Below are 21,757 nucleotides of genomic sequence, written 5' to 3'. Positions count from 1 at the left end.
TCTAAATTAGCTGCGATTAAAAATATAAAAGGTTTAATTATGAACAGCACAATGAAAAAAGGTCTATCTACTTTACTATTAGCCACTGCTTTTAATACTACTTCAGCTATTGCAGCTGACACTAATCAACAAAACACTCAAAGGAGTTTTGAGCAATGCATGATTGGTGAAAACCCAATGATAACTAGCTCAAAAAATGTAAAGCAGAAAAAAACAACCAAAATAGACGCTACAGAGTCTTTAAAAAGTAATAGTGATACACAAACGCTACTCTCTTCAATAGATGAAAAAATATCAGCGGAGCTTGACTCTTCAATGGACAAAATAAACTCACAAATAGATAAAAACCTTTCAAAGGTCACATCGTCAATCACTGCTTATTTCAGCAATATTTTATCTAACTAAAAACAATAAATTTAGAAATTGCATTAAGGAATCATCATGAAAAATTTTACAAAAAAATTAGTGTCTGCCAGCGTTTTACTTGGTTGTAGCTTGGTAGCAAATACAGCACATGCACAAAGTTCAGTATGGCAAGTAAGCAAAGGGAATGACTCGTTATTTATTGGCGGTACTGTACATATTTTGCCTAAAGCTGAAATGCCATTACCTGTTGAGTTTAATCATGCTTATGAACAAGCCGATACAATTGTTTTTGAAGCGCCATTAACAGACCCAGCTGATACTAATGCTCAAATGCAAATGCTTGGCGCGCTTTCATATACAAATAATGAAACGTTAAGCGAAAAGTTAGAGCCTGAGGTTAAAGCTTCACTTGAAAATAAACTGAGTGAGTTTGGCGCTAACCTCGATAAGTTAGATGGTTTTCGCCCAGCCATGGTGGGTATCGTTTTAATGTCGATGGAACTGCAAAAACAAAACTTAATGGGTGAAGGTGTTGATGCTTACTATACGAAAAAAGCGACTAAAGACAACAAAACAAAAAACTACTTAGAAACAATGGAGTTTCAGCTAGCGTTATTTCAAACAATGGGTCAAGGTAACGAAAATGACTTTATTAAACGTAATCTAGCCGATCTTAATAACTATAATGATGTATTTAAAGGATTATTAACTGCATGGCGAGAAGGTGATACCGACACACTAAATAAGGTAGCGGTTGAAAAAATGCAGAAAAATGACCCAAAAAGCTACAAGCAGCTATTCAAAGATAGAAATAATAATTGGTTACCAAAAGTAGAGGCAATGTTTAATAACGATAGCAATGAGTTTGTACTTGTTGGAGCTGGACACCTTGTAGGCGAAGATAGTTTGCTTACATTACTTGAAAATAAAGGCTACAGCGTTTCTTTAGTGAGCATTAATAACGCACAAGAAATTACTGCAAAAGGAGTCGAATAATGGATAAAACAGACAAATTAGCAGTATCCCTGCTGTTTTTATTTGGGTCTATCATGTTGATATGTGCAATATAAAAAATGCCGCTAATAAGCGGCATTTTTATTTCGATAAACCTATCCGCGTGGAATAAACCCTAATGCATCGTATACCGACTTTAGCGTTTTCTCTGCACGTACGCTTGCTTTTTCAGCACCCGATTTCATTATGTTATCAAGTAAGTTTTGATCTTCACGAATTTCTTTAAAGCGTGCTTGAATTGGTTCAATCATGCTCACTACGGCATCGGCTGTATCTTTTTTAAGGTGACCATACATTTTACCTTCAAACTCTGGCACTAGGTCTTCTATTGAGCGCTTAGTCGCAACGCTTAATAAAGTAAGTAAGTTTGATACGCCTGGCTTTTCAGTTCGATCAAAGTAAATACGTGCTTGCTCGTCTGAATCGGTTACTGCTTTTTTAAGCTTTTTCTCAATCTTTTTAGGCTCATCTAACAACATAATGTAGCCATTTGGATTTTCATCAGACTTAGACATTTTTTTGAGTGGGTCTTGCAAGCTCATTACACGCGCCCCAAACTCAGGAATGTATGGCTCAGGCAGCTTAAAAACGTCACCGTATAAGTTATTAAAGCGCGTCGCTATGTCACGCGTTAGCTCTAAGTGTTGTTTTTGATCTTCGCCTACCGGTACCTGATCGGCTTGATAAAGTAAGATATCAGCTGCTTGTAATACTGGGTACGAAAATAAGCCCACGTTTACATTGTTAGCATGCTTTGACGACTTATCTTTAAACTGGGTCATGCGGTTAAGTTCACCCATTTGCGCATAACAATTAAGCACCCACGCTAACTGTGCATGTTCTGGCACTTGAGACTGAACAAATAACGCTGACTTTTCAGGGTCGATACCGCACGCAGCATACAACGCAACACCATCTAGTACACGAGAGCGTAATAACTCAGGTTCTTGGCGAACGGTGATAGCATGCAAGTCAACCAACATAAAGAAACTTTCGTGATCTTCCTGTAACTTTAGCCACTGGTTAATAGCGCCAACATAGTTGCCTATTGTCATACCACCGGTTGGCTGAATGCCGCTTAAAACTACTGGTTTACTCATGATTTTCCTTTATTTACTTAATTATTAATATTTAACGCTGCATTAGAACAGGTATTATATCTAAGAAGTTATCGCATAGGTACTGTGGATTATAATCAGCAAGGTTTTCACCTTGATTATAGCCATAGCCTACTGCTATTACATCAATACCCGCCGCTTTTGCAGCAAGTATATCGCTTTTAGAATCGCCAATCATTATTGCTTTAGCAGGCTCAATATTTAACTTTTTACACGCAAATAATAATGGCTCAGGTGACGGTTTTTTTGCCATATCATCACCACAAATAATCAGCTCAAAATGATTAGTAAGGGCTAACTTATCGAGTAACTTTTCTGTGAAAATTCGAGACTTATTAGTTATCAATGCTTTTTGCATACCACGTAAAGCAGCAAGTCCTGTTTCAACATGTTGGTATGGCACGCTGTATTGACCTACTTGTTCCTCATAATGCTTATGAAACTGTGCAATAGCTTTATTCATTAGCGATTCATCTAAATGCTCACTAACTTGCATATCACCACTCAGTGCTCGCTTTACCAGTATGTCTATACCATTACCAACCCAGCTTTCGACCAAGCGTTGGCTTACAATAGGAAATGCCAAATCACTCAATGTTAAATTAATCGAAATATAGAGGTCGTATACACTATCGACTAACGTGCCATCTAAATCAAAAAATGCGGCATCATACTGCATTATTTTACACTCTCAAGTTGCTTACGCATTTTATCAATAACCACTTTGTAGTCTGGTTGATTAAAAATAGCTGAGCCTGCTACAAACATATCTGCACCTGCTTGAGCTGCTGCAGCAATATTATCTACCTTGATACCACCGTCCACTTCAAGTCGAATATTTCGGCCTGACTCAACAATACGCTGCTTTGCCTGTGCTAGTTTTTCAAGTGTGTGAGGAATAAAGCTTTGCCCACCAAACCCAGGGTTTACTGACATAAGCAAAATGGTATCTAGCTTATCAATCACATGATCTAAATAACTAAGACTTGTTGCTGGGTTAAATACTAAACCCGCTTTACAGCCCTGATCTTTTATTAACTGAATAGTGCGATCAATATGCTCGCTCGCTTCGGGATGAAACGTAATAATGGATGCCCCCGCCTCAGCAAATTGTGGAATGATACTATCGACAGGCTTAACCATTAAATGCACGTCAATTGGCGCGGTGATACCGTAATCTCTAAGTGCTTTACACACCATCGGCCCAATTGTTAAGTTTGGTACATAGTGATTATCCATTACATCAAAATGAACTACATCTGCGCCGGCGGCTAAAACGTTATCAACATCTTCACCAAGCTTTGCAAAATCAGCTGAAAGAATTGATGGGGCAATTAAGTATTTTTGTTCTGGGCTAAACATAGCAGATTCACCAATGAGTCAAATATTACGTTAATGTAACTCAATTGATGACGTTACCCAAGCAACTAAGGCGTAAACATGCTGTTTTTAAAGTGGTTAAGTGGCTATTTTTAAATTTAATTAATCGTCTTTATTAGAAACAAGTTTGTTATTTGAACAGTTTTTGTTATGCTTAAAAAAGTAACAAAATATTAGGTTTAAACCATGCGCGCTTTTAAAATTGGGATATTAATTGCATCAGCATTATTAGTGATTGGGGTAGTCAATTTTACGCCAAGCTCAGGGCAAGAATTAAGCTCGGTTAACAATTGTGCCTCGCAAGCAACACACGAAATAGAGACAAGTAAACCCTGTTTACATGTACTTGAAGAAGATTCTTCGTGGTTTTCTTGGATCACAGGCGATAGCCGCAGTGCTCAGTTTCATTACCTAGATTTATTAGAGCTATTAACAAGCTCAGACGACAGCAAGAAAACACCTTCTTTAAAGCCTTTATTCTAAACAATGCGGCACTTTATTAGCGCGTTGCAAAGTGTGCTAGCCGCATTTTTTGGTGTTCAATCAGAACAAAAACGCCGTGCCGATTTTCAAGAACACTCGATTTCATCAATTATTGCCATTGCGGTAATACTTTTTATCGCTTTTGCGTTTTCAATTTACGCTGTGGTTGCTTTAGTGGTAAGTACATAGCCATTAACTCGCCGACTTTGTTACGAGTTCCCCCCTTAGGGCTTATCGTTCTCTTAACTTGAATTTGATCAAGAGACGCTTGGCTATATATTTTTCGTGTCCATACAGTATCGTGATTTGAAATAAGCACTGGCGTGTTATTTTCAAACGCAGCTTTCTCTGCCAAGTTAGCTAGATTTGCCTGATCATCTAAATTAAACCCGCCCTTAGCATAAGAAGTAAACGAAGCCGTTTTACTCAAAGGAACATACGGGGGATCGCAGTATATAACCGCGTTATTGGGAACCAATTTAAATACGTCATCGTAGCCTAAGCACGTAAACGTCGCTTGCTGTGCTTTTTCAGCAAAAAAATACATTTCTTTTTCAGGAAAATAAGGCTTTTTATATTTACCAAATGGTACATTAAAAATACCTTTTAAGTTATAACGGCATAGTCCATTGTAACCAAAACGATTCATGTATAAAAACAGCATTGACCGTTCGTATACATCGCGACTTTGATTAAATTGAACTCGGTATTCGTAGTAAGCATCGGGGTGGTTATTTAAATCAACGAATAGTTTTTTTGCGTCACTAATAAACTCATCGGGTGAATTTCTTAATTCTTTATACAAGTTGATTAAATCAGCATTAATATCGTTAAGAACATAATGCTTAAAATTGCTATTTAAAAAAACTGAACCGGCACCAACAAAAGGTTCAACCAAGGTATCAGCATCCGAACTTGCTTGGTTTAATCGCGCGTTAATATCATCAACGAGACTGTATTTTCCGCCAGCCCATTTAAGGAAAGCTCTACTCTTTTGCTGCATTGGTTCTTTACTTCAATCTGGTGTTGCGCGATTTTACACTAAAGCGATTTATATTACTGATCAACTAGTGCAATTTCTTGTTTTATTTTACTAATTTTTTTATAAAACGGTTTATTTTTTAAGATACTAGCAGGTAAGTTTTTCATACCTTGCTGCGCATCACTTATGCTTGTAAAACTGCCTGTTGTAACCACCCACCATGTTTTACCGTTTCTTTGTGTTTGATAGGTGTACGCTGTTAATTGAAGTGCATACTCTTTTATAAAATCATCTACAACTTTTTTTTGTGTAACTGCAAGCAACTGAATAACTATATTTGAATCATTTTGCTGGGAATACCACACGCTAGTTTCGTTAATGGGCAGCTGCACTGGTGATTCATCTGCTTCAGTGCTTGTTTGCCTCTCCTCTACAAACTCTTCAACTGGCTCATCCTCTATAGGGCTATTTGACTTAGTTGAATTATTGTCCTGACTTCCAGCACTTAAGCTTTGCATTATTGCAGGTATATCATTTGTACTTTGCAGCTCAACGTTTGGTTGCTCACTCTGCTTGGTGCTTGTTTCTGTTTCGGCTGATATATTAGTAATACTTTCTGTATCATCTTCAAAAGTAGAAGGTGCAGTGACCTGGCTCACTGGAATAGCAGTGCTACCAACCTCAATGGTGCCCTGTTCATAATGCTTTTGCCACCAATCACTCATATCTGACTTATATAACAAGCCTATAATTAAGAACATAATGAGCAACATAAGTACTAATAAATGTACACGCCATGATACTTTATCTTTGACTTTAATATCAGCAATATACTCATCTTGTTGCCAAGCAAGCAATAAACTAGGATTACCATTAGCTTCAGCTAAAAAAGCTTGGAAGACAGGATCTTCATCATGAGGAAGCTTTTCAAAGTACCACCCCATTAATTGCTTACTTTCATGAAGAGGAAGCCGTTCAAGATGAATTTCAACTGCATGTTCAACCGGCAATTTTGCAGCTGAGGCAATCATAATATAAAGAGTGATTGGACTATTTTTAGCTAGTAGCTCCAGCTCAATTAAAAACTCTTCTGATAAGTGCCTACCACCGTCAATAACCCACAAACAGGAGCCCGGTTGTTGTTGATTAAGTAACTGATAAAAATTTTCAGACAAACTTAAATTATGGTCAACCAACGGGTTGTTAAAGCTTTGCTCTAACAGATCGCTCATTAACTGAGCGTCCGTCAATTTTGCACTTGATTGTACAAATGCTTTATTAAAATCGTTGTATTTATCGGTAATAAAGGTTTCAAGCAAATAGCTCTTACCTAAGCCTGATGTGCCCAGTAAAACAATGAGGTTTTGACCATATTCAAATTGCAGTGCGATTCTATCCACCAAAGCCGCACGGCTTGGTAAAATTTGTGACTGCATTTAGTGCTCGATTAATGCTCGGACTTGATCGTCAGATACATCGTCTACCAGTGCACATTGACCAAATTGAGTGGGTAAAATAAAACGGATAGTTCCTTTTTTATTTTTTTTATCTTTACGCATATGCAATAAAAATTGCTCACTCGTCATATCTAGAGGTACTTCAGTTGGCAAGTTATATTGTTTAATAACATCCACAATACGCGCTACATCCTGCTGCGTTAAGTCACCTCGAGTGTGAGCTAACTGAGAAGCTAATACCATACCCGTAGCGACAGCTTCACCATGAAGCCACTTACCATAACCCATTTGGGCTTCAATTGCGTGACCAAAGGTATGCCCCAAGTTGAGCAATGCTCTGAGACCTTGCTCTTTTTCATCCTCAGCAACGATTAACGCTTTAATTTCACAGCACCTGTAAATAATATGCTGTAGGCATGTTTCATTTAACAGCTGTAAGTTTTCAACATTTTGTTCTAAATAAGCAAATAGCTCGGTATCGTATATTAAACCATACTTGATAACTTCAGCCATTCCTGCCGCAAACTCTCTTTTAGGGAGTGTATGCAAAGACTGAGTATCAATAAAAACAGCTTGTGGCTGATAAAAAGCCCCAATCATGTTTTTTCCTAACGGATGGTTCACCGCTGTTTTTCCACCAACAGATGAATCCACTTGCGATAAAAGTGTTGTAGGTATTTGAATAAACGGCACGCCACGTTGATAACATGCAGCTACAAAGCCGGTTAAATCGCCAACTACGCCGCCACCCAATGCAATTAAACAAGTATCGCGACCACAATTATTTTGCAGTAAGAAAGCAGATATTTTTTCAAACCACTCTAGTGACTTGTATTGCTCACCATCAGGTATAATAAAGGAAAGAGGATTTAATTCAGCTAATGAATCAAGCAAGCCTTGTAAGTATAAAGGTTCAATTGTGTCATTAGTAATGATGATAGGCCGACAATCACCAATATGGTGAATTAGACGGCCATTATCTTGAAGTGCAGATTGCCCAATATAAATAGGATAACTTCGCTCGTCCAAATTAACAGTTAATTTAAGCATGCTCAGCTAATCCTTCATTATGTATTGGTTTTAAAAATCTAATTTCTCAATGATTTGATTTGCAACAACTTTAGCGCTTTGCTCATCAGTGCGTACAACAAAATCAGCCACTTCTTTATATAACGGTTCGCGTTCTTCTGCTAAGCGCTCTAGTACATCACGAGGTGCTTCTTCTGTTTGCAGTAACGGGCGACGCTTGTCGCGTTGTGTGCGTGCAACTTGCTTTTCAATAGGTGTCTCTAGGTATACAACAATACCACGAGCCGAAAGCTTGTTTCGAACTTCTTTACTCATTACTGAACCACCACCGGTAGCAAGTACAATACCTTGCATTTCAGTTAAGTCGCCAATAACAGATTCTTCACGAAGTCTAAAGCCTTCTTCACCTTCAAGATCGAATACCCAGGCAATATCTGCACCCGTGCGGCGTTCGATTTCTTGATCAGAATCAACAAATTCAAGGTGTAATTGATCGGCAATGTGACGACCAATTGTGCTTTTTCCAGCCCCCATGGGGCCAATTAGAAATATATTACGTTTCTCAGCCATATCTTTTAGTACAAACGAACTCTAAAATTTGAAATAAAACCCCGCCTAACGACCTGGCCCCAAAATTAAGGAGGGGATTATCTCAGTAATTGCAGGGGTATTTCAAGTCAATTAGAATAAAAAGCCACATAACGAGCAATTAAACTAAATAATCACCCGTTGATTAACAAAAAAGTACCTTATTTTAATCTATTTGTATTTTTGGTGTCACGAAAATAAGCAATTCGCGCTTTTCATTAAATTCGCTAGTGCTTTTAAATAACCTACCAACATAAGGAATATCACCTAATACCGGCACTTTATTCGTGGTGTTGATTATTTGTTGTTGGAAAATACCACCGAGTACAATAGTTTGCCCATTTTCTACTAGCACTTGCGTTTGAATTTCCTGCGTATCAATTGATACAGCCTCACCAGTGCCCGTTTGTACAACATCGCCCCGTGTATCTTGCGTGATAATTAAGTCTAATATTACTTTGTTATCAGGTGTTATATGCGGCGTAACCTCTAGACTCAGTACTGCTTTTTTAAAGCTAACCGTTGTTGCACCGCTAGAAGCTGATTCTGTATAAGGTATTTCAGTACCTTGCTCAATACGCGCTTTTTGCTGGTTGGCAGCAATAATACGCGGGCTTGCAATAATCTCACCCTTATTTTCTTCTTCAAGTGCACTTAACTCTAAATCGATTAATGTACCGTTGGCGAGCTTTGCTATGTGCAGGCCAATACTTGCCGCTGGGTTTGTAATAGGTAGGTTTACGTTTAATCTGTCTGTTAAGTCAGGTATTACCCCATTTGAAATTGTTTCAGCACCTTCCAAAGAACCTGATATGCCATCACTACCTTGCTGATCGCTAAACCCCCAACGTACACCTAGGTCCTCAGTTACATTATCACGAACTGTTACCATACGAGATTCAATGACTACCTGTTGAACCGGTATGTCTAGGGTTTCAATCATGCGTCTGATATTTTCTATACTCTTAACAGTATCTTTAACGAGTAGCGTATTAGTACGCTGATCAACCGACACGCTTCCGCGTGGAGTAATGATGCTATTAATATCAGTTTTTAATAAATCAGCAAAGTCTTCAGCTTTGGCATAATTTAAACGCATATATTCGCTGTAAAGCGGCTCTAAATCTTCAACTTGTTGCTTTGCTTTTAAATCTTTAGCTTCACGGGCGGCAAGCTCTTCAGCTGGCGCTACCATCAATATAGAGCCATCCATACGCTTGTCCAACCCTTTGATGCGTAATACTACATCAAGAGCCTGATCCCAAGGCACACCGTCTAGACGCAGCGTAATATTTCCCGTAACAGAGTCACTCGTTACTAAGTTAAAGTCGTTATAACCTGCGATAATTTGTAATGCGGCACGGACCGAAATATCTTGAAAGTTTAAGGTCATTGGTCGACCTTGATACTCTTTACCACCATCTAAATAGGCATTTTGAGTCTCATCTTTTTCAACAGTAAGAGTAAGAATATTGTCTATTTGCTGATACGTGAACGTAAATTCGGCATTTGGTTCAATAACAACGCGGCTACGCCCTTCTTCTTTAAATGTTTCTATGGTACTAACAATGGTACCAAAATCTAAAACATCTAACTCATAGAGTAAATCGTCAAGAATGTCAGTATGGTGAAAATCTGCGTAAATTTTGCCGCCACTCTCGTGAACTTCTATTGCAGCTTGAGTATCTTGTAAAAATACAAGCACCTTAGCCTCACCTTTTTCACCGCGTCTAAAATCAATAGATTGAATTCGGTTGATATAGTTTCCACTCACATCACCGGTTAGTAAAGCTTCATCTTCGGTCACTGAACCTGTTAATGGATTATCTGATACACGTATTGAAACTAGGTTATTGTTAACCTCTGTTTCATACATTTTTAATCTGTCTAGGTTAACCGTTACCTTTAAACCTTGCTCAGATAAAACATTAGTGACACTACTAATACCTGCTTGATTAACTTCAACGTCATTTAACCCTAATTCTAACTCTGCGGTGTCAAAAAACATTTCAATACGCGCTGGGCTGTTAAATACTTGAATTTGCGGTTCTAAAGTTATCTCTTCGTCGAAAACAAGCTGTAGTTCGGTTTCACCTTTAAGTAATGGGTTATAACGTACATCGTAAAGCAATGGTCCTGCCAAAGCATTGTTAGCACAAACCAAAGCGGCTGTTGCAAATAAAGCTCTCGCAATGCGGTTAAACCAAAGAACATCCTTATGCATGTTATTTTTACCTTTTTTATTATTAATTTGCGCCATCAGTTGCCGCCTCTAACATTTCCAGTTTAGTCAGGCGCTCTTTCCAACAACCAGACCCATCAGGGATTAATTCAACTAATTCTATATAATCGTTACTCACAGCTTTAACCTTGCCATCGTAACTACCCAAATAATTACCAATCGTTACACGATGTAATGTTTCATCTGCAGCAGTTATAAGCGCCCAAACTTGACCACTTGAACCAATTGTACCTTTCATTGCTAAATTATCTAACGGGTATTTTTCTAATGGCTCTCTGCGTCTGTCTGGATCTGGGTGTAAACAGTTTTTTATTTGCGTCAGTTTGTTCTGAATTATTTCAGGTTGAGGTGCCACAAATGGACTTCGTAAATTACCTGCACTATATTCAAAAATTTCAAATTGAGTAAGTTCAGGAATTGACTCAACTTTAGGCGTAGTGCTTGCTTTTACCTGATCAATAAACTCTTTTTGTTCCGATGTATCATCGTTACAACCCGCTAACGCAACAATAGCCAAAACCGGCATTAAATGAAGGAGCCTCATTTTTTAGCTCCTTCTTCATAGCGGTAAGTTTTAGCTACAACACTAAATGTTAGTTGTTTTTCACCAGAAGACGTAATAGAAAAGTCATGCAAACTAACTATTCGTGGTAACTGAGCGACTTTACCAACAAACTCACCAAATTCATGATAAGTACCTACCACTTCTATTTTGATAGGTAGCTCTGTATAAAACTCTTTCTCTACTTCAGGTAACCAACCAATTTTTAAAAATGTTAACCCGCTAGTTGTGCCAACATAAGACAAATCGTCAAGTAAGCCAGGTATTTCGTTTGATGTGGGTAACCGCTTAAGTAATTGAGAAAACTTGTCTTCCATTTCTATCATTTGTTGGCGGTAAATATCTAGCTTACTCGCTACAGCGTATTTTGTTCTGTAGGTACTTCTTAAGTCGACCTCTTTTGATACCGCATTATGGTAGCTATCAATCTCGTCAGAAACTAATAAGCTATAGCTAAAAAATAATATGAGACCAGCAACAAATGCACAGCAAATTACTTTTACAGCAGCAGGCCAATCACCAATATTGTCTAACTCAATTTCATTCCAATCTATTTCGCCAAGCGCTTTAAAATCAAGGTTCATTACGCACCTCACCAATCTCATCAAATGGTTTTACGTAAAACTCCATACTAAAGTCACTGAGTAAACGCGAAGACTGATCGCCTGCAACAATATCTTGCATTGTTAAGCGCTCTAATAAATAAGAACCCTGTACCTGGCGGATCATAGTGGATAAACGGTTATTTGATTCACTGCGCCCAAGCACATAAATTTGGCTACCTCTGCGCTCAAGCTTTGTTAAATAAATCCCTTGAGGCACTATCTTTGTTACTTCATCCATAATTTGTGTGCCAAGGTTACGACTACTTTGCAGCTCTTCGATTAATCGCATACGTTGCTGTAGATTTTCTTTTCGTTTGTCTAGTTCTCTGATATCACTTATCTTTCGATCAAGCATACTGATTTCTGAACTTAAATAATTATTTTTTAGGTTTTGCCCATCTTTTAAGGCGCCATAAAACATGCTTAACAAGTACATACTTAAAAAACACGCCAGCACAATTCCAATCAATATGGTTACAAATTTCTTTTTAGATTCTTCGCGTTGTCGCTCTCGCCAAGGCAGTAGATTTATATGTGGCATGATGAAAAGCTCCTTAATGCCAAACCTGTCGCAATCGCAAACTGTGTTCTATGGCGTTGCATTACATTACGATCTACTTTGGGCGAAATTTCCATATTTGCAAAAGGCTCTGCAACGACACTATGGATACCTAGTTCCTCTATTAACAAGCGATCTATTCCTTTGATCATAGATGTGCCGCCTGTCAGTACAATGTAATCGATTTGCTCTTTACCACTGGTGGTTAAGAACATTTGTACCGCTCTACGTACTTGCTGCAATAACGCTGTTTGAAACGGCGCCAACACCTCAAAAGTATAATTAGGAGGCAAGTCGCCAGATGTTTTACCTATTTCAGCCTCATCAAACCCTTTGTTGTAGTAGTTAACAATACTGTTTGTATATTGATCACCACCGAAAACCTGGTCACGGGTATAAATAGTTTCACCGGCTTGCACAACACTCACAAGCATTAATACAGCCCCTATATCAACTACCGCCACACATTTGTTGAAGGCATCACTTGGCAGCTGTTGGTAATAAACATCCATAGCACGACTAAGTGCATAACTTTCTACGTCTACAATTTTGGTATCTAGGTTTGCATCTTCTAGTGCGCCAACACGAGCCTCTACACTTTCTGTTCGCGCAGCAGAAAGTAACACGTTCATTTTACTCGGATCAGCTTCATTGGTTGAAAGTTTTTCGAAGTCTAGGCTCACTTCGTCAAGTGGGTAAGGTATTAAACTGTCAGCCTCAATTTCAATTTGAGACTCAAGTTCTGCATCGCTTAACGACACGTCCATAAAAATTACTTTAGTGATAACCGTTTGCCCCGAGACGGCCACAGCTGCATTTTTAAGTGATTTAGGTAATTTTCTTTTTAATTTTGTTATTACATTACCAATCGCTTCAATATCTTGAATCGTTCGTTCACTCATGGCGCCTTTAGGCATGGGCTCAATTGCTAGCGCTTCTAATCGAAATCCAGTTTCAATTTCTCTCAGAAGCACCGCTTTAATCGAGTGCGATCCGATATCAATTCCTACCATCATCGGTGACGGCTTTTGAAATAGTTGACTTAGCATGTTTGCAACTTGGCCTTTGTTTTAATAATAAACAAGTTATAATTTTTTTCTGAAAAAATATTATTCATTTTTTAATCAATATATACTATCAGTCCAAACTCGCAATTGGGAGTCCATTTAGGGAAATATAAGTGATTTTATTAAAACGAACTTTACAATTTTTTATCATTTGTACGTTAATCGGTCTGATAACTTTGGTCAGTCTTTATTACTACGTTAAACCTGATATCCCCAGTGTGCAAGTTTTAAAAGACGTGCAATTACAAACTCCTATGCAAGTATTCACTAAAGATGGCCTCTTAATCAATCAATTTGGTGAAAAACGTCGTATTCCGGTTACTATTAACGAAATCCCACAACCATTAATTGATGCATTTTTAGCAACTGAAGATAATCGCTTTTATGACCATATAGGTATAGACCCTATTGGTATAGTTCGCTCTGCAATTGTGCTTATTTCTACCGGCGAAAAAAAGCAAGGAGCAAGTACCATTACTATGCAGCTTGCGCGTAATTTTTTCTTAACCCGAGAAAAAGCGTATATTCGTAAAATAAAAGAGATATTCATTGCACTGCATATTGAAAATGTTCTTACCAAAGACGAAATATTAGAACTTTATCTCAATAAAATAGAGCTAGGTAACCGTGCCTTTGGTATTGGGGCTGCAGCTCAAGTTTATTACGGAAAAGAGTTAAAAGACTTAACGCTTGCTCAAATGGCGATGATTGCAGGCTTGCCTAAAGCTCCTTCTGCGTTAAACCCTATTCGTAACCCCACCCGTGCAAAAGCACGCCGTAATGTTGTACTGGGTCGCCTATTAACTGAAAACTACATAACTCAAGAAGTATATGATGATGCAACAAGCCAACCTATCACTGCGTATTTTCATGGCGCAGAAATAGATTTATACGCGCCGTATATTTCTGAGATGGTGCGTGCAGAAATGGTTGCACGCTACGGAATAGACAAAGCATATAACTCAGGCTTTAAAATATTCACCTCTGTTGAGTCTAAAGTACAAAAAGCGGCGCAAACCGCGTTAGTTAATAATCTTCATGACTACGATATGCGCCATGGTTTTAGAGGACCCAACGCTATTTTATGGGACCCTGAGCAGCAACCAGCTCTTAGCGAAGAAAAAATACTCACCAAACTTAATGAAGCTAAAGAAATAGGCACATTAAAAGCGGCGGCTGTTTTAAATGTGGATGAACTCAATGCCACGGTAATGCTTAAAAATGCAGAGCAAATAACCCTATCGTGGGACAATTTAAAATGGGCACGTAAATACATAACGCGTTACCGACAAGGCTTTGCTCCAACAACCGCTACTGAAATATTAACCCCTGGCATGCAAATTTGGGTGCGTAAAAACAGCAAAAACGAGTATGAACTAAGCCAACTACCTGAAGCTTCAAGTGCGATTGTTTCACTTGACCCGCAAGATGGCCGTATAAAAGCCATTGTTGGTGGCTATAGCTTTGAGCAAAGCCAATACAACCGAGCTATTCAAGCAAAACGCCAAGTGGGATCAAACATAAAGCCGTTTATTTATTCTGCCGCGCTTGAAAACGGCTATACGCTCGCCTCTATTTTAAATGATGCGCCAATTAATCAGTGGGACAAAAGCCAAGGTGTAGCATGGCGGCCTAAAAATAGTCCGGCTGTTTACAATGGCCCGATCAGAATTCGCCGCGCATTAGCGCAATCTAAAAACGTAATTTCAGTTCGTTTGCTTAGAGGTGTTGGTTTACAACGTACAGCAGATCACTTATTAAAATTTGGCTTTAAAAATTCAGACATAAACCGTAGTGAATCATTGGCACTGGGTAGTGCTTCAATTACCCCTATTGAACTTGCGCGTGGTATGAGCGCATTTGCCAATGGCGGGCATTTAATTGAGCCGTACTTTATCGCTGAAATTCAAGACGCGTTTGGCAATAGCTTATTTAAAGCTAACCCGACAAAAGTATGTGAAGACAACTCTGCGGAATCGCTAACGCCAGTAATAAACTCCGAATTATTTCAGTCACAAAACTCTGACATGCCAGAGATAAAATGTGCGCCACAGGTCATATCCAAACAAAATGCATTTTTAATAGCTCAAGCAATGCATAGCGCTGTTTGGGGTGGTGGTAACTGGTCACGTAAAACGGGTTGGTCAGGAACAGGTTGGCGCGCTCAAGCATTAGGCCGTCGTGATCTATCAGGAAAAACAGGTACAACTAATGATTCTGTAGATACATGGTTTAGTGGCTTTAACCGAAATGTGATGACTTCAGTTTGGGTTGGGTTTGATAACCCAGGCAACCCATTGGGCCGGACTTCTTACAATAACAACCTTGATAGCAGTCAAATATCAGGGGCTGAATCTGGCGCTAAAACAGCACAACCTGCTTGGGTTGAGTTTATGAAAGTCGCGCTTGAAGGTAAACCTGAGGCACCCATCGAGCCGCCTGAAGGCTTAGTATCCATTAGGATTGATTTAGAAACCGGTTTATTGAGTCACAAAAACGATTACACGAGTCGCTTTGAGTATTTTGACAAAGGAACCGCACCTACCAAATATGTGCTATCTCAGCCTAACGATATATTTGAAGAAGATACAAAAACAGAAGAAGAACTATTTTAAAGCATTTATAAACAAAAAACGGCGGCTTAATTTAAGCCGCCGTTTTTTATATCAATATACACAGCTTATTTTAAGTTTTGCACAAGCCAATATAAATCTGAATGAACACCCGCCGCAGTTACCTCACTACCCGCCCCTGGGCCTTGAATAACTAATGCATTGTCGCTGTACCATTTACTGTTGATCACAAAAATATTATCGCCAGGTGTTAAGTTTGCTAGCGCATCACCGTTTAGCACGTATGCAATGCCTACTTTTGCAACGACTTTATCGCGTGTAATTTCTAACAACCCTGTGTATCTAAGCACAGCATTTTTAGCTTGCGCTGCTGCAGCATGTTCTTCAATAAACGCATCAAGCTGCGTTTTTTTATCTATAAAATCGTCCCAGCTACCCTGAGCAAGTTCAACTGGCATAAGTGCCGAGAGACTTATATCGTCAAGCTCAAGCTCTACACCTAGCTCTCGGGCTAAAATAAGTAGCTTACGCTGCATATCACGGCCCGATAAATCTTCACGTGGATCAGGCTCTGTAAAACCCATTTTTTGTGCTTCAAGCACTAACTCTGAAAACGAAACACTGCCATCATATTTACTGCATAACCACGATAGCGTGCCAGAAAACACGCCTTCTATTCGCGTGATTTTATCGCCACTATTTTGTAAATCAGCTAAAGCAAAGTTTATAGGTAAGCCCGCCCCTACACTTGTGTTATAACGCCAGTGTAAGTTGCGCTCTGCCAAATTATGTCTAAGTGTTTGATACCAATGTGTAGGCGCTGTGCCGGCATATTTATTTGCACTAATTAAATGGCAATCGCTTTGCACAAAGTCAGCATAAAGCTGGCTAAATTGCTCACTAGCAGTAATATCAATGACTACTTTATGCTCGTAATCAAGCTCGTTAATTGAATTTAATAAATCACTACTTTGGTATTTTTTGGCCTCAAGCTGCCATTGTTTTTGCCATGTTTGAGGGTTAACTCCACTTGGATTAAACAGCATCTCTTGAGAGCGAACCAAAGCAACTAATTTAATACTAAAGTCACCGCTTAGGCGCTCAAATTGATCCGCCAGTTGGTGTATAAACACTTCACCTACATTACCTAACCCTGCAACTATAATCGCAATTTCTTGACCTTTGTTGACTAGCTTATCGTGCAATGTGCTTTGCACATCGCTATCAATAAATTGATCAGTTAGTAATAAAACATAACCATTATCTTGATGCACAAAACGCGGTTTTATAGTTTGCTCAGCTAATACTTCTAAAGCTTGCAGTTTAAGTGTGCTGATGTCTTGCTCTGGGGCAACAACTGCACAGCCGTTTAAATTCGACTCACTAATATTAGCTCTACCAGCAAAGTAATTAATAACTTGATATGTTTGTGCAGCCGGTACGACTAAATACACTTCGCCATTATGGTTAAAGTGATGAAGACTATGCTGAATAAGCTGGCTAACACTTGCAACCTCACCTTCACTCATGCCTTCTACTGTTAATAAATCAACACTTTGTAGCGTCGTAATAAAGCGCTTTTTCTTAGCTAGACCTTCTTTAACAATATGAGTTGGACTTGCTTGAACATCAAAACTACTGCGTACAGCTAGCTTTATATTGGTATTTTTTAAAGGCGATAACGTTTTAGCATGCAGAACGGGGTTGCCTAATCGCGCTAGTAAATTGGCCTGAGTGCGGCACACTTTAGCGTACTTAATTGCCTTTTTTACTTTACGCGGATCGGTACTAAATACACCTTGCGTGTCAGTCCAAATACATACCTGCTTAGCATCACAATAGCTGGCAAGTAGTGTTGCGCTGTAATCGCTACCATTACGCCCAAGCGTTACCGTATCGCCAAATGTATTTGCCGCTATAAACCCGGTTACTACATTCACTTTATTGGCATCAATAACACTGCTACATTGCAGCTTATTTTGAGCATGGCGTAATTCGCCATCATTTAAGGTAAAAAGTAGGCGAGCATCGTGTGCACAGGCATGTACGTTTAACTGTTGTAAATATGCAGCTAATAATCGCGCAGACCATACCTCACCATGAGCAAGTAACTGCGCTTCTTTGAGTTGCTCACTTTGCGCTAAGTTTGCAATTATATTTAGCTCTTCGAGTAATGTTTTAAGTGCGCTGCGCTTTAAATCAGCTTGTAATAATTGTTCAATTAAATCGCTCTGATGATTATTTAACTGCAGTAAAATATCTGCGACAGCTTGTGTGTCTTGCTGCTGATAACTTTGCCACAACGACACAAGGGTATCTGTGGTTTTACCGGCAGCAGATACCACAACACAGTCACCCGGTTGGGAGTGGCAAATAATTATTTTAGCTACGCTTTGATAGCGCTCACTAGAGCTTAAACTTGAACCACCAAATTTATGTACACAATTGACCATATTTATACCAATTCGCTTAATTAGATTGTCTATTTTGAGGATAAGAAAACCGTATCGATAACAAGGCAAAAATTTCGTTGTTTAGTTGTTCTATATAAGAAATTTTTAACGAAGTTAGCGTGCGGTTTAATCTCTCAAATTGATTAAGTATTATTGCGGATTGGTATTACTTACCAAAGCGCCGGGCGGGCTGCACTTAATTTCACATTGCCTTCAGGCGAGCCAGCCCCTTTACCAACAAGGCCAATGTTTTTATTTTGCCCAGGCTTTACAAGCTGAAACACGCGTTCTAAATCAGCTAATAAGTCGTTTATATCTTCTATACCGACTGAAACTCGAATAAGCGTGTCGCCAACCCCTGCTTCAAGCCGTGCTTTAGGTTCCATTCCAGCGTGTGTCATCGTTGCAGGATGGCATATTAAGCTCTCAACTCCGCCCAAAGACTCTGCCAAGCTAAAATCACGTAAGCTTGTTAAAAACGCCGCAGCATCGTTTATGTCGCCTTTAATATCAAAACTCACCATGCCACCAAAGCCCAGTTGCTGAGCTTTAGCTAATTCATGCTGTGGGTGCGATTCAAGGCCTGGGTAATACACTTGACGAACAAATTCAGACTTATCTAAATAGTTAGCAATCGATAATGCGTTTTCTTGATGCTGCTTTAAACGCACATTGAGTGTTCGCAAGCCACGCAATGTTAAATAACTATCAAATGGCGCACCTGTAATACCTATATTATTTGCCCACCATGCCAATTCATCGCCCAGCGCTTGTGAAGCTGCAATCACCGCACCGCCTACTACATCTGAATGGCCGTTGATGTATTTGGTGGTCGAGTGCACCACTATATCAACACCAAACTTAATGGGGTTTTGTAATGCCGGTGATAAAAATGTGTTATCAGCAGCAACTAAAGCACCGCACTGCTTAGCAATATCGGTTATTGCTTTAATATCAGTTAAGCGTAGTAATGGGTTACTGGGTGTTTCTATCCAAATTAGCTTGGGTTTAATTGCTAAAATTTTGTCCAAGCTTTGTGCTTGAGTTAAATCTAAAACTTCCAGCTTAAGCAAACCGCGCTTTTGCAGTGAAGTAAATAAACGATAGCTGCCGCCGTAACAATCATGAGGGATCACCAACGTATCATCATGATTCAAAATTTGCGTAGCCAAATGAACGGCAGACATGCCCGTAGCAGTAATAATGCCCCGTGCTCCGCCCTCTAGTTCGGCTAACGTTTCAGCTAAAATATCACGATTGGGGTTACCACTTCGTCCGTAATCATATTGGCGTTTTGTATCAAAGTCGGCAAACGAATATGTTGTCGATAAATAAATAGGTGCGACAACTGCGCCATGATGCTTGTCGGCTTCAACACCACTTCTCACTGCAATGGTTGCTTTATTTTTTTCGCTCATATTCGTCACCTGCTCAATTTGGATGTTTAGACGTCTAAAAGAGTAGTTTATCTCATTAAAGATGTCAAAACATTTAAAGCTCTAGATGGCTAAATAACTAGTATTTGACTATCTTTTTTAAATCGATAGAATTTCACGCATATTCATATGCATTGTAGCGCATGTGAGCAATTATTAATCTGAGGCGACGATACATCTTATGGCTAAATGGAATGGTGAGTATATTCACCCATACGCAGAACACGGGAAAAAATCAGAACAAGTAAAAAAAATTACCGTTTCGATCCCACTAAATGTATTAAAGGTATTAACGGACGAGCGCACGCGTCGTCAAATTAATAACCTACGTCATGCAACAAACAGTGAACTACTTTGTGAAGCGTTTTTACATGCATTTACCGGCCAACCTTTGCCTAACGATGATGACTTACGTAAGGATAACGCCGAAAAAGTCCCTGAAGAAGTGAAAAAAATAATGCAAGAAATGGGGCTAGAAGTGCCTGTGTTAAACGAAGACTAAACGTAGTTTTAGACACAAAAAAACCTCAATTAATTGAGGTTTTTTTGTGTCTAAAGTTACAACCTAACAGTTATTCCATGTAGTTTTCAGGTAAATCAATTTGTGCAACACCTGACTCTACCGCAGCCATTGCAACCGCTTTTGCAATGCGTGGTAGTAAACGAGGATCCATTGGTTTTGGAATAATATACTTATCGCCAAACTCCAGCTTATCAACACCCGCAGCCGTCAGTACTTCAGCAGGCACAGGCTCTTTTGCAATACTTCTAATCGCTTCTACGGCAGCTATTTTCATTTCATCATTAATTGCACTAGCGCGTACATCAAGAGCACCACGAAATATAAACGGAAAACACAACACATTATTAACTTGGTTAGGGTAATCTGAGCGACCCGTTGCCATAATTAGATCGTTTCGAGCTGAGTGGGCCAAAGCAGGGTCAATTTCAGGATCGGGGTTTGAACAAGCAAACACAACTGGTTTTTCTGCCATTAACTTTAAATCGTCGGCGGCTAATAGATTAGGCCCCGATACACCAACAAATACATCTGCATCTTCAATCACATCTTGCAACGTGCGCTTATCTGTATTGTTTGCAAAAAGTTTTTTGTATTCATTTAAGTCATCGCGACGAGTATGAATAACACCTTTACGGTCAAGCATGTATATGTGCTCACGCAAAGCACCACACTTAATTAAAAGCTCCATACAAGCAACCGCAGCAGCACCCGCCCCCAAACACACAATAGTGGCATTTTCGATAGACTTGCCCTGCACCTCAAGCGCGTTCAACATACCCGCAGCGGTTACAATAGCTGTACCGTGCTGATCATCATGAAATATAGGAATACTGCAGCGTTCAATCAACGCTTTTTCTATTTCAAAGCACTCTGGCGCCTTTATATCTTCGAGGTTAATACCGCCAAATGTGTCGGCAATATTAGCCACTGTATTAATAAAATCTTCCGTGGTGCGATGTTTAACTTCAATATCAATAGAATCAAGGCCAGCAAATCGCTTAAACAGTAACGCCTTACCTTCCATTACAGGTTTTGAAGCAAGTGGGCCTAAATTGCCCAGGCCTAAAATTGCAGTACCATTAGTGATAACCGCAACCATATTCCCTTTGCCGGTATATTTATAAGCGTTTGCAGGGTCAGCAGCTATTTCGCGTACTGGTTCTGCAACTCCTGGGCTATATGCTAATGCGAGATCTTTAACCGTTTCAGCAGGCTTGGTTAGCTCAATGCTAATTTTTCCTGGAACGGGGTGCGAATGATAGTGTAGTGCTTGTTCACGAAAGTCTGACATAACGCGATTGTATCCTGCAATTAAAGTAA

Annotated in this window: 21 protein-coding genes; 6 read left to right on the top strand and 15 right to left on the bottom strand. The window is 39.3% G+C overall.

Annotated elements, in window-relative coordinates; all coding sequences use genetic code 11:
• Positions 1-39 precede the first annotated feature (39 nt).
• Together ATS76_RS00370 and ATS76_RS00365 are read left to right on the top strand one after the other, a co-directional pair.
• The gene (locus ATS76_RS00370; RefSeq protein ID WP_058550600.1) at positions 40-405 is read left to right on the top strand and encodes a hypothetical protein; all 366 of its coding nucleotides are present in this window, start codon (positions 40-42) and stop codon (positions 403-405) included.
• A 36-nt stretch (positions 406-441) separates the two neighbouring features.
• Entirely contained in the window at positions 442-1,362 is a 921-nt protein-coding gene (locus ATS76_RS00365) for a TraB/GumN family protein (RefSeq protein WP_058550599.1), read from the top strand.
• A gap of 113 nt (positions 1,363-1,475) precedes the next feature.
• On the opposite strand, the gene trpS is transcribed toward ATS76_RS00365, so the two are convergent.
• Genes trpS through rpe form a run of 3 tightly spaced genes read right to left on the bottom strand, consistent with a single transcriptional unit; the run spans position 1,476 to position 3,860 of the window.
• Complete coding sequence (trpS, locus tag ATS76_RS00360) at positions 1,476-2,480, bottom strand: tryptophan--tRNA ligase (protein WP_006793110.1); 1,005 nt, start codon at positions 2,478-2,480, stop codon at positions 1,476-1,478.
• A gap of 31 nt (positions 2,481-2,511) precedes the next feature.
• Positions 2,512-3,177, bottom strand: a complete 666-nt coding sequence (locus ATS76_RS00355; RefSeq protein WP_058550598.1) for a phosphoglycolate phosphatase — start codon at positions 3,175-3,177, stop codon at positions 2,512-2,514.
• On the bottom strand, positions 3,177-3,860 hold the full coding sequence (gene rpe / locus ATS76_RS00350) for a ribulose-phosphate 3-epimerase (RefSeq protein WP_058550597.1): 684 nt from the start codon (positions 3,858-3,860) through the stop codon (positions 3,177-3,179). The genes ATS76_RS00355 and rpe overlap by 1 nt, the downstream gene beginning before the upstream one ends.
• Positions 3,861-4,064: 204 nt before the next feature.
• On the opposite strand from rpe, the gene ATS76_RS00345 reads away from it, so the two are divergent.
• On the top strand, positions 4,065-4,361 hold the full coding sequence (locus tag ATS76_RS00345) for a hypothetical protein (RefSeq protein WP_058550596.1): 297 nt from the start codon (positions 4,065-4,067) through the stop codon (positions 4,359-4,361).
• Between the two features lie 3 nt (positions 4,362-4,364).
• Complete coding sequence (locus tag ATS76_RS00340) at positions 4,365-4,550, top strand: DUF2970 domain-containing protein (protein WP_058550595.1); 186 nt, start codon at positions 4,365-4,367, stop codon at positions 4,548-4,550.
• Here the strand turns inward: ATS76_RS00340 and ATS76_RS00335 are convergent.
• From ATS76_RS00335 to ATS76_RS00295, 9 genes are all read right to left on the bottom strand, one after another.
• On the bottom strand, positions 4,495-5,364 hold the full coding sequence (locus ATS76_RS00335; RefSeq protein WP_058550594.1) for a Dam family site-specific DNA-(adenine-N6)-methyltransferase: 870 nt from the start codon (positions 5,362-5,364) through the stop codon (positions 4,495-4,497). The genes ATS76_RS00340 and ATS76_RS00335 overlap by 56 nt on opposite strands.
• A gap of 53 nt (positions 5,365-5,417) precedes the next feature.
• A complete protein-coding gene (locus tag ATS76_RS00330) occupies positions 5,418-6,779 on the bottom strand; it encodes an SPOR domain-containing protein (protein WP_058550593.1) in 1,362 nt (453 codons plus the stop codon).
• On the bottom strand, positions 6,780-7,850 hold the full coding sequence (gene aroB, locus ATS76_RS00325; RefSeq protein WP_058550592.1) for a 3-dehydroquinate synthase: 1,071 nt from the start codon (positions 7,848-7,850) through the stop codon (positions 6,780-6,782).
• A gap of 30 nt (positions 7,851-7,880) precedes the next feature.
• A complete protein-coding gene (gene aroK, locus ATS76_RS00320) occupies positions 7,881-8,399 on the bottom strand; it encodes a shikimate kinase AroK (RefSeq protein WP_006793103.1) in 519 nt (172 codons plus the stop codon).
• A gap of 184 nt (positions 8,400-8,583) precedes the next feature.
• Positions 8,584-10,677 carry a type IV pilus secretin PilQ gene (locus tag ATS76_RS00315; protein ID WP_058550591.1) on the bottom strand — a complete coding sequence of 698 codons (2,094 nt, stop codon included), beginning with the start codon at positions 10,675-10,677 and terminating at the stop codon, positions 8,584-8,586.
• Positions 10,664-11,203: a pilus assembly protein PilP gene (locus ATS76_RS00310; protein ID WP_058550590.1), complete on the bottom strand. Its 540-nt coding sequence runs from the start codon at positions 11,201-11,203 to the stop codon at positions 10,664-10,666. The genes ATS76_RS00315 and ATS76_RS00310 overlap by 14 nt, the downstream gene beginning before the upstream one ends.
• Positions 11,200-11,805, bottom strand: a complete 606-nt coding sequence (locus tag ATS76_RS00305) for a type 4a pilus biogenesis protein PilO (RefSeq protein WP_058550589.1) — start codon at positions 11,803-11,805, stop codon at positions 11,200-11,202. The genes ATS76_RS00310 and ATS76_RS00305 overlap by 4 nt, the downstream gene beginning before the upstream one ends.
• On the bottom strand, positions 11,795-12,367 hold the full coding sequence (locus tag ATS76_RS00300; RefSeq protein WP_058550588.1) for a PilN domain-containing protein: 573 nt from the start codon (positions 12,365-12,367) through the stop codon (positions 11,795-11,797). The genes ATS76_RS00305 and ATS76_RS00300 overlap by 11 nt, the downstream gene beginning before the upstream one ends.
• Positions 12,355-13,434, bottom strand: a complete 1,080-nt coding sequence (locus tag ATS76_RS00295; RefSeq protein WP_058403854.1) for a pilus assembly protein PilM — start codon at positions 13,432-13,434, stop codon at positions 12,355-12,357. The genes ATS76_RS00300 and ATS76_RS00295 overlap by 13 nt, the downstream gene beginning before the upstream one ends.
• A 131-nt stretch (positions 13,435-13,565) precedes the next feature.
• Between ATS76_RS00295 and ATS76_RS00290 the strand changes: the two genes are divergently transcribed.
• On the top strand, positions 13,566-16,067 hold the full coding sequence (locus ATS76_RS00290) for a penicillin-binding protein 1A (RefSeq protein WP_058550587.1): 2,502 nt from the start codon (positions 13,566-13,568) through the stop codon (positions 16,065-16,067).
• A gap of 65 nt (positions 16,068-16,132) precedes the next feature.
• Here the strand turns inward: ATS76_RS00290 and metL are convergent, their stop codons facing one another.
• A complete protein-coding gene (gene metL, locus ATS76_RS00285) occupies positions 16,133-18,478 on the bottom strand; it encodes a bifunctional aspartate kinase/homoserine dehydrogenase II (protein ID WP_058550586.1) in 2,346 nt (781 codons plus the stop codon).
• Between the two features lie 170 nt (positions 18,479-18,648).
• Entirely contained in the window at positions 18,649-19,896 is a 1,248-nt protein-coding gene (gene metB, locus ATS76_RS00280) for a cystathionine gamma-synthase (RefSeq protein WP_058550585.1), read from the bottom strand.
• 199 nt (positions 19,897-20,095) lie between these two features.
• Between metB and metJ the strand changes: the two genes are divergently transcribed.
• Positions 20,096-20,416, top strand: coding sequence for a met regulon transcriptional regulator MetJ (gene metJ / locus ATS76_RS00275; RefSeq protein ID WP_006793094.1), 321 nt, complete (start codon positions 20,096-20,098; stop codon positions 20,414-20,416).
• 70 nt (positions 20,417-20,486) lie between these two features.
• On the opposite strand, the gene ATS76_RS00270 is transcribed toward metJ, so the two are convergent.
• Positions 20,487-21,728: a malic enzyme-like NAD(P)-binding protein gene (locus ATS76_RS00270; RefSeq protein ID WP_058403857.1), complete on the bottom strand. Its 1,242-nt coding sequence runs from the start codon at positions 21,726-21,728 to the stop codon at positions 20,487-20,489.
• Positions 21,729-21,757: the final 29 nt, after the last annotated feature.

Origin of the sequence: Pseudoalteromonas sp. 10-33, assembly GCF_001469195.1 — a bacterium.
GTDB lineage: Bacteria > Pseudomonadota > Gammaproteobacteria > Enterobacterales > Alteromonadaceae > Pseudoalteromonas.
This window is presented reverse-complemented; position numbering and strand designations above follow the sequence as displayed.

Excerpts from the sequence above, each read along its gene's own strand:
- ATS76_RS00370 (WP_058550600.1), top strand. The coding sequence starts at position 40 with ATGAACAGCACAATGAAAAAAGGTCTATCTACTTTACTATTAGCCACT.
- ATS76_RS00365 (WP_058550599.1), top strand. The coding sequence starts at position 442 with ATGAAAAATTTTACAAAAAAATTAGTGTCTGCCAGCGTTTTACTTGGT.
- trpS (WP_006793110.1), bottom strand. The coding sequence starts at position 2,480 with ATGAGTAAACCAGTAGTTTTAAGCGGCATTCAGCCAACCGGTGGTATG.
- ATS76_RS00355 (WP_058550598.1), bottom strand. The coding sequence starts at position 3,177 with ATGCAGTATGATGCCGCATTTTTTGATTTAGATGGCACGTTAGTCGAT.
- rpe (WP_058550597.1), bottom strand. The coding sequence starts at position 3,860 with ATGTTTAGCCCAGAACAAAAATACTTAATTGCCCCATCAATTCTTTCA.
- ATS76_RS00345 (WP_058550596.1), top strand. The coding sequence starts at position 4,065 with ATGCGCGCTTTTAAAATTGGGATATTAATTGCATCAGCATTATTAGTG.
- ATS76_RS00340 (WP_058550595.1), top strand. The coding sequence starts at position 4,365 with ATGCGGCACTTTATTAGCGCGTTGCAAAGTGTGCTAGCCGCATTTTTT.
- ATS76_RS00335 (WP_058550594.1), bottom strand. The coding sequence starts at position 5,364 with ATGCAGCAAAAGAGTAGAGCTTTCCTTAAATGGGCTGGCGGAAAATAC.
- ATS76_RS00330 (WP_058550593.1), bottom strand. The coding sequence starts at position 6,779 with ATGCAGTCACAAATTTTACCAAGCCGTGCGGCTTTGGTGGATAGAATC.
- aroB (WP_058550592.1), bottom strand. The coding sequence starts at position 7,850 with ATGCTTAAATTAACTGTTAATTTGGACGAGCGAAGTTATCCTATTTAT.
- aroK (WP_006793103.1), bottom strand. The coding sequence starts at position 8,399 with ATGGCTGAGAAACGTAATATATTTCTAATTGGCCCCATGGGGGCTGGA.
- ATS76_RS00315 (WP_058550591.1), bottom strand. The coding sequence starts at position 10,677 with ATGGCGCAAATTAATAATAAAAAAGGTAAAAATAACATGCATAAGGAT.
- ATS76_RS00310 (WP_058550590.1), bottom strand. The coding sequence starts at position 11,203 with ATGAGGCTCCTTCATTTAATGCCGGTTTTGGCTATTGTTGCGTTAGCG.
- ATS76_RS00305 (WP_058550589.1), bottom strand. The coding sequence starts at position 11,805 with ATGAACCTTGATTTTAAAGCGCTTGGCGAAATAGATTGGAATGAAATT.
- ATS76_RS00300 (WP_058550588.1), bottom strand. The coding sequence starts at position 12,367 with ATGCCACATATAAATCTACTGCCTTGGCGAGAGCGACAACGCGAAGAA.
- ATS76_RS00295 (WP_058403854.1), bottom strand. The coding sequence starts at position 13,434 with ATGCTAAGTCAACTATTTCAAAAGCCGTCACCGATGATGGTAGGAATT.
- metL (WP_058550586.1), bottom strand. The coding sequence starts at position 18,478 with ATGGTCAATTGTGTACATAAATTTGGTGGTTCAAGTTTAAGCTCTAGT.
- metB (WP_058550585.1), bottom strand. The coding sequence starts at position 19,896 with ATGAGCGAAAAAAATAAAGCAACCATTGCAGTGAGAAGTGGTGTTGAA.
- metJ (WP_006793094.1), top strand. The coding sequence starts at position 20,096 with ATGGCTAAATGGAATGGTGAGTATATTCACCCATACGCAGAACACGGG.
- ATS76_RS00270 (WP_058403857.1), bottom strand. The coding sequence starts at position 21,728 with ATGTCAGACTTTCGTGAACAAGCACTACACTATCATTCGCACCCCGTT.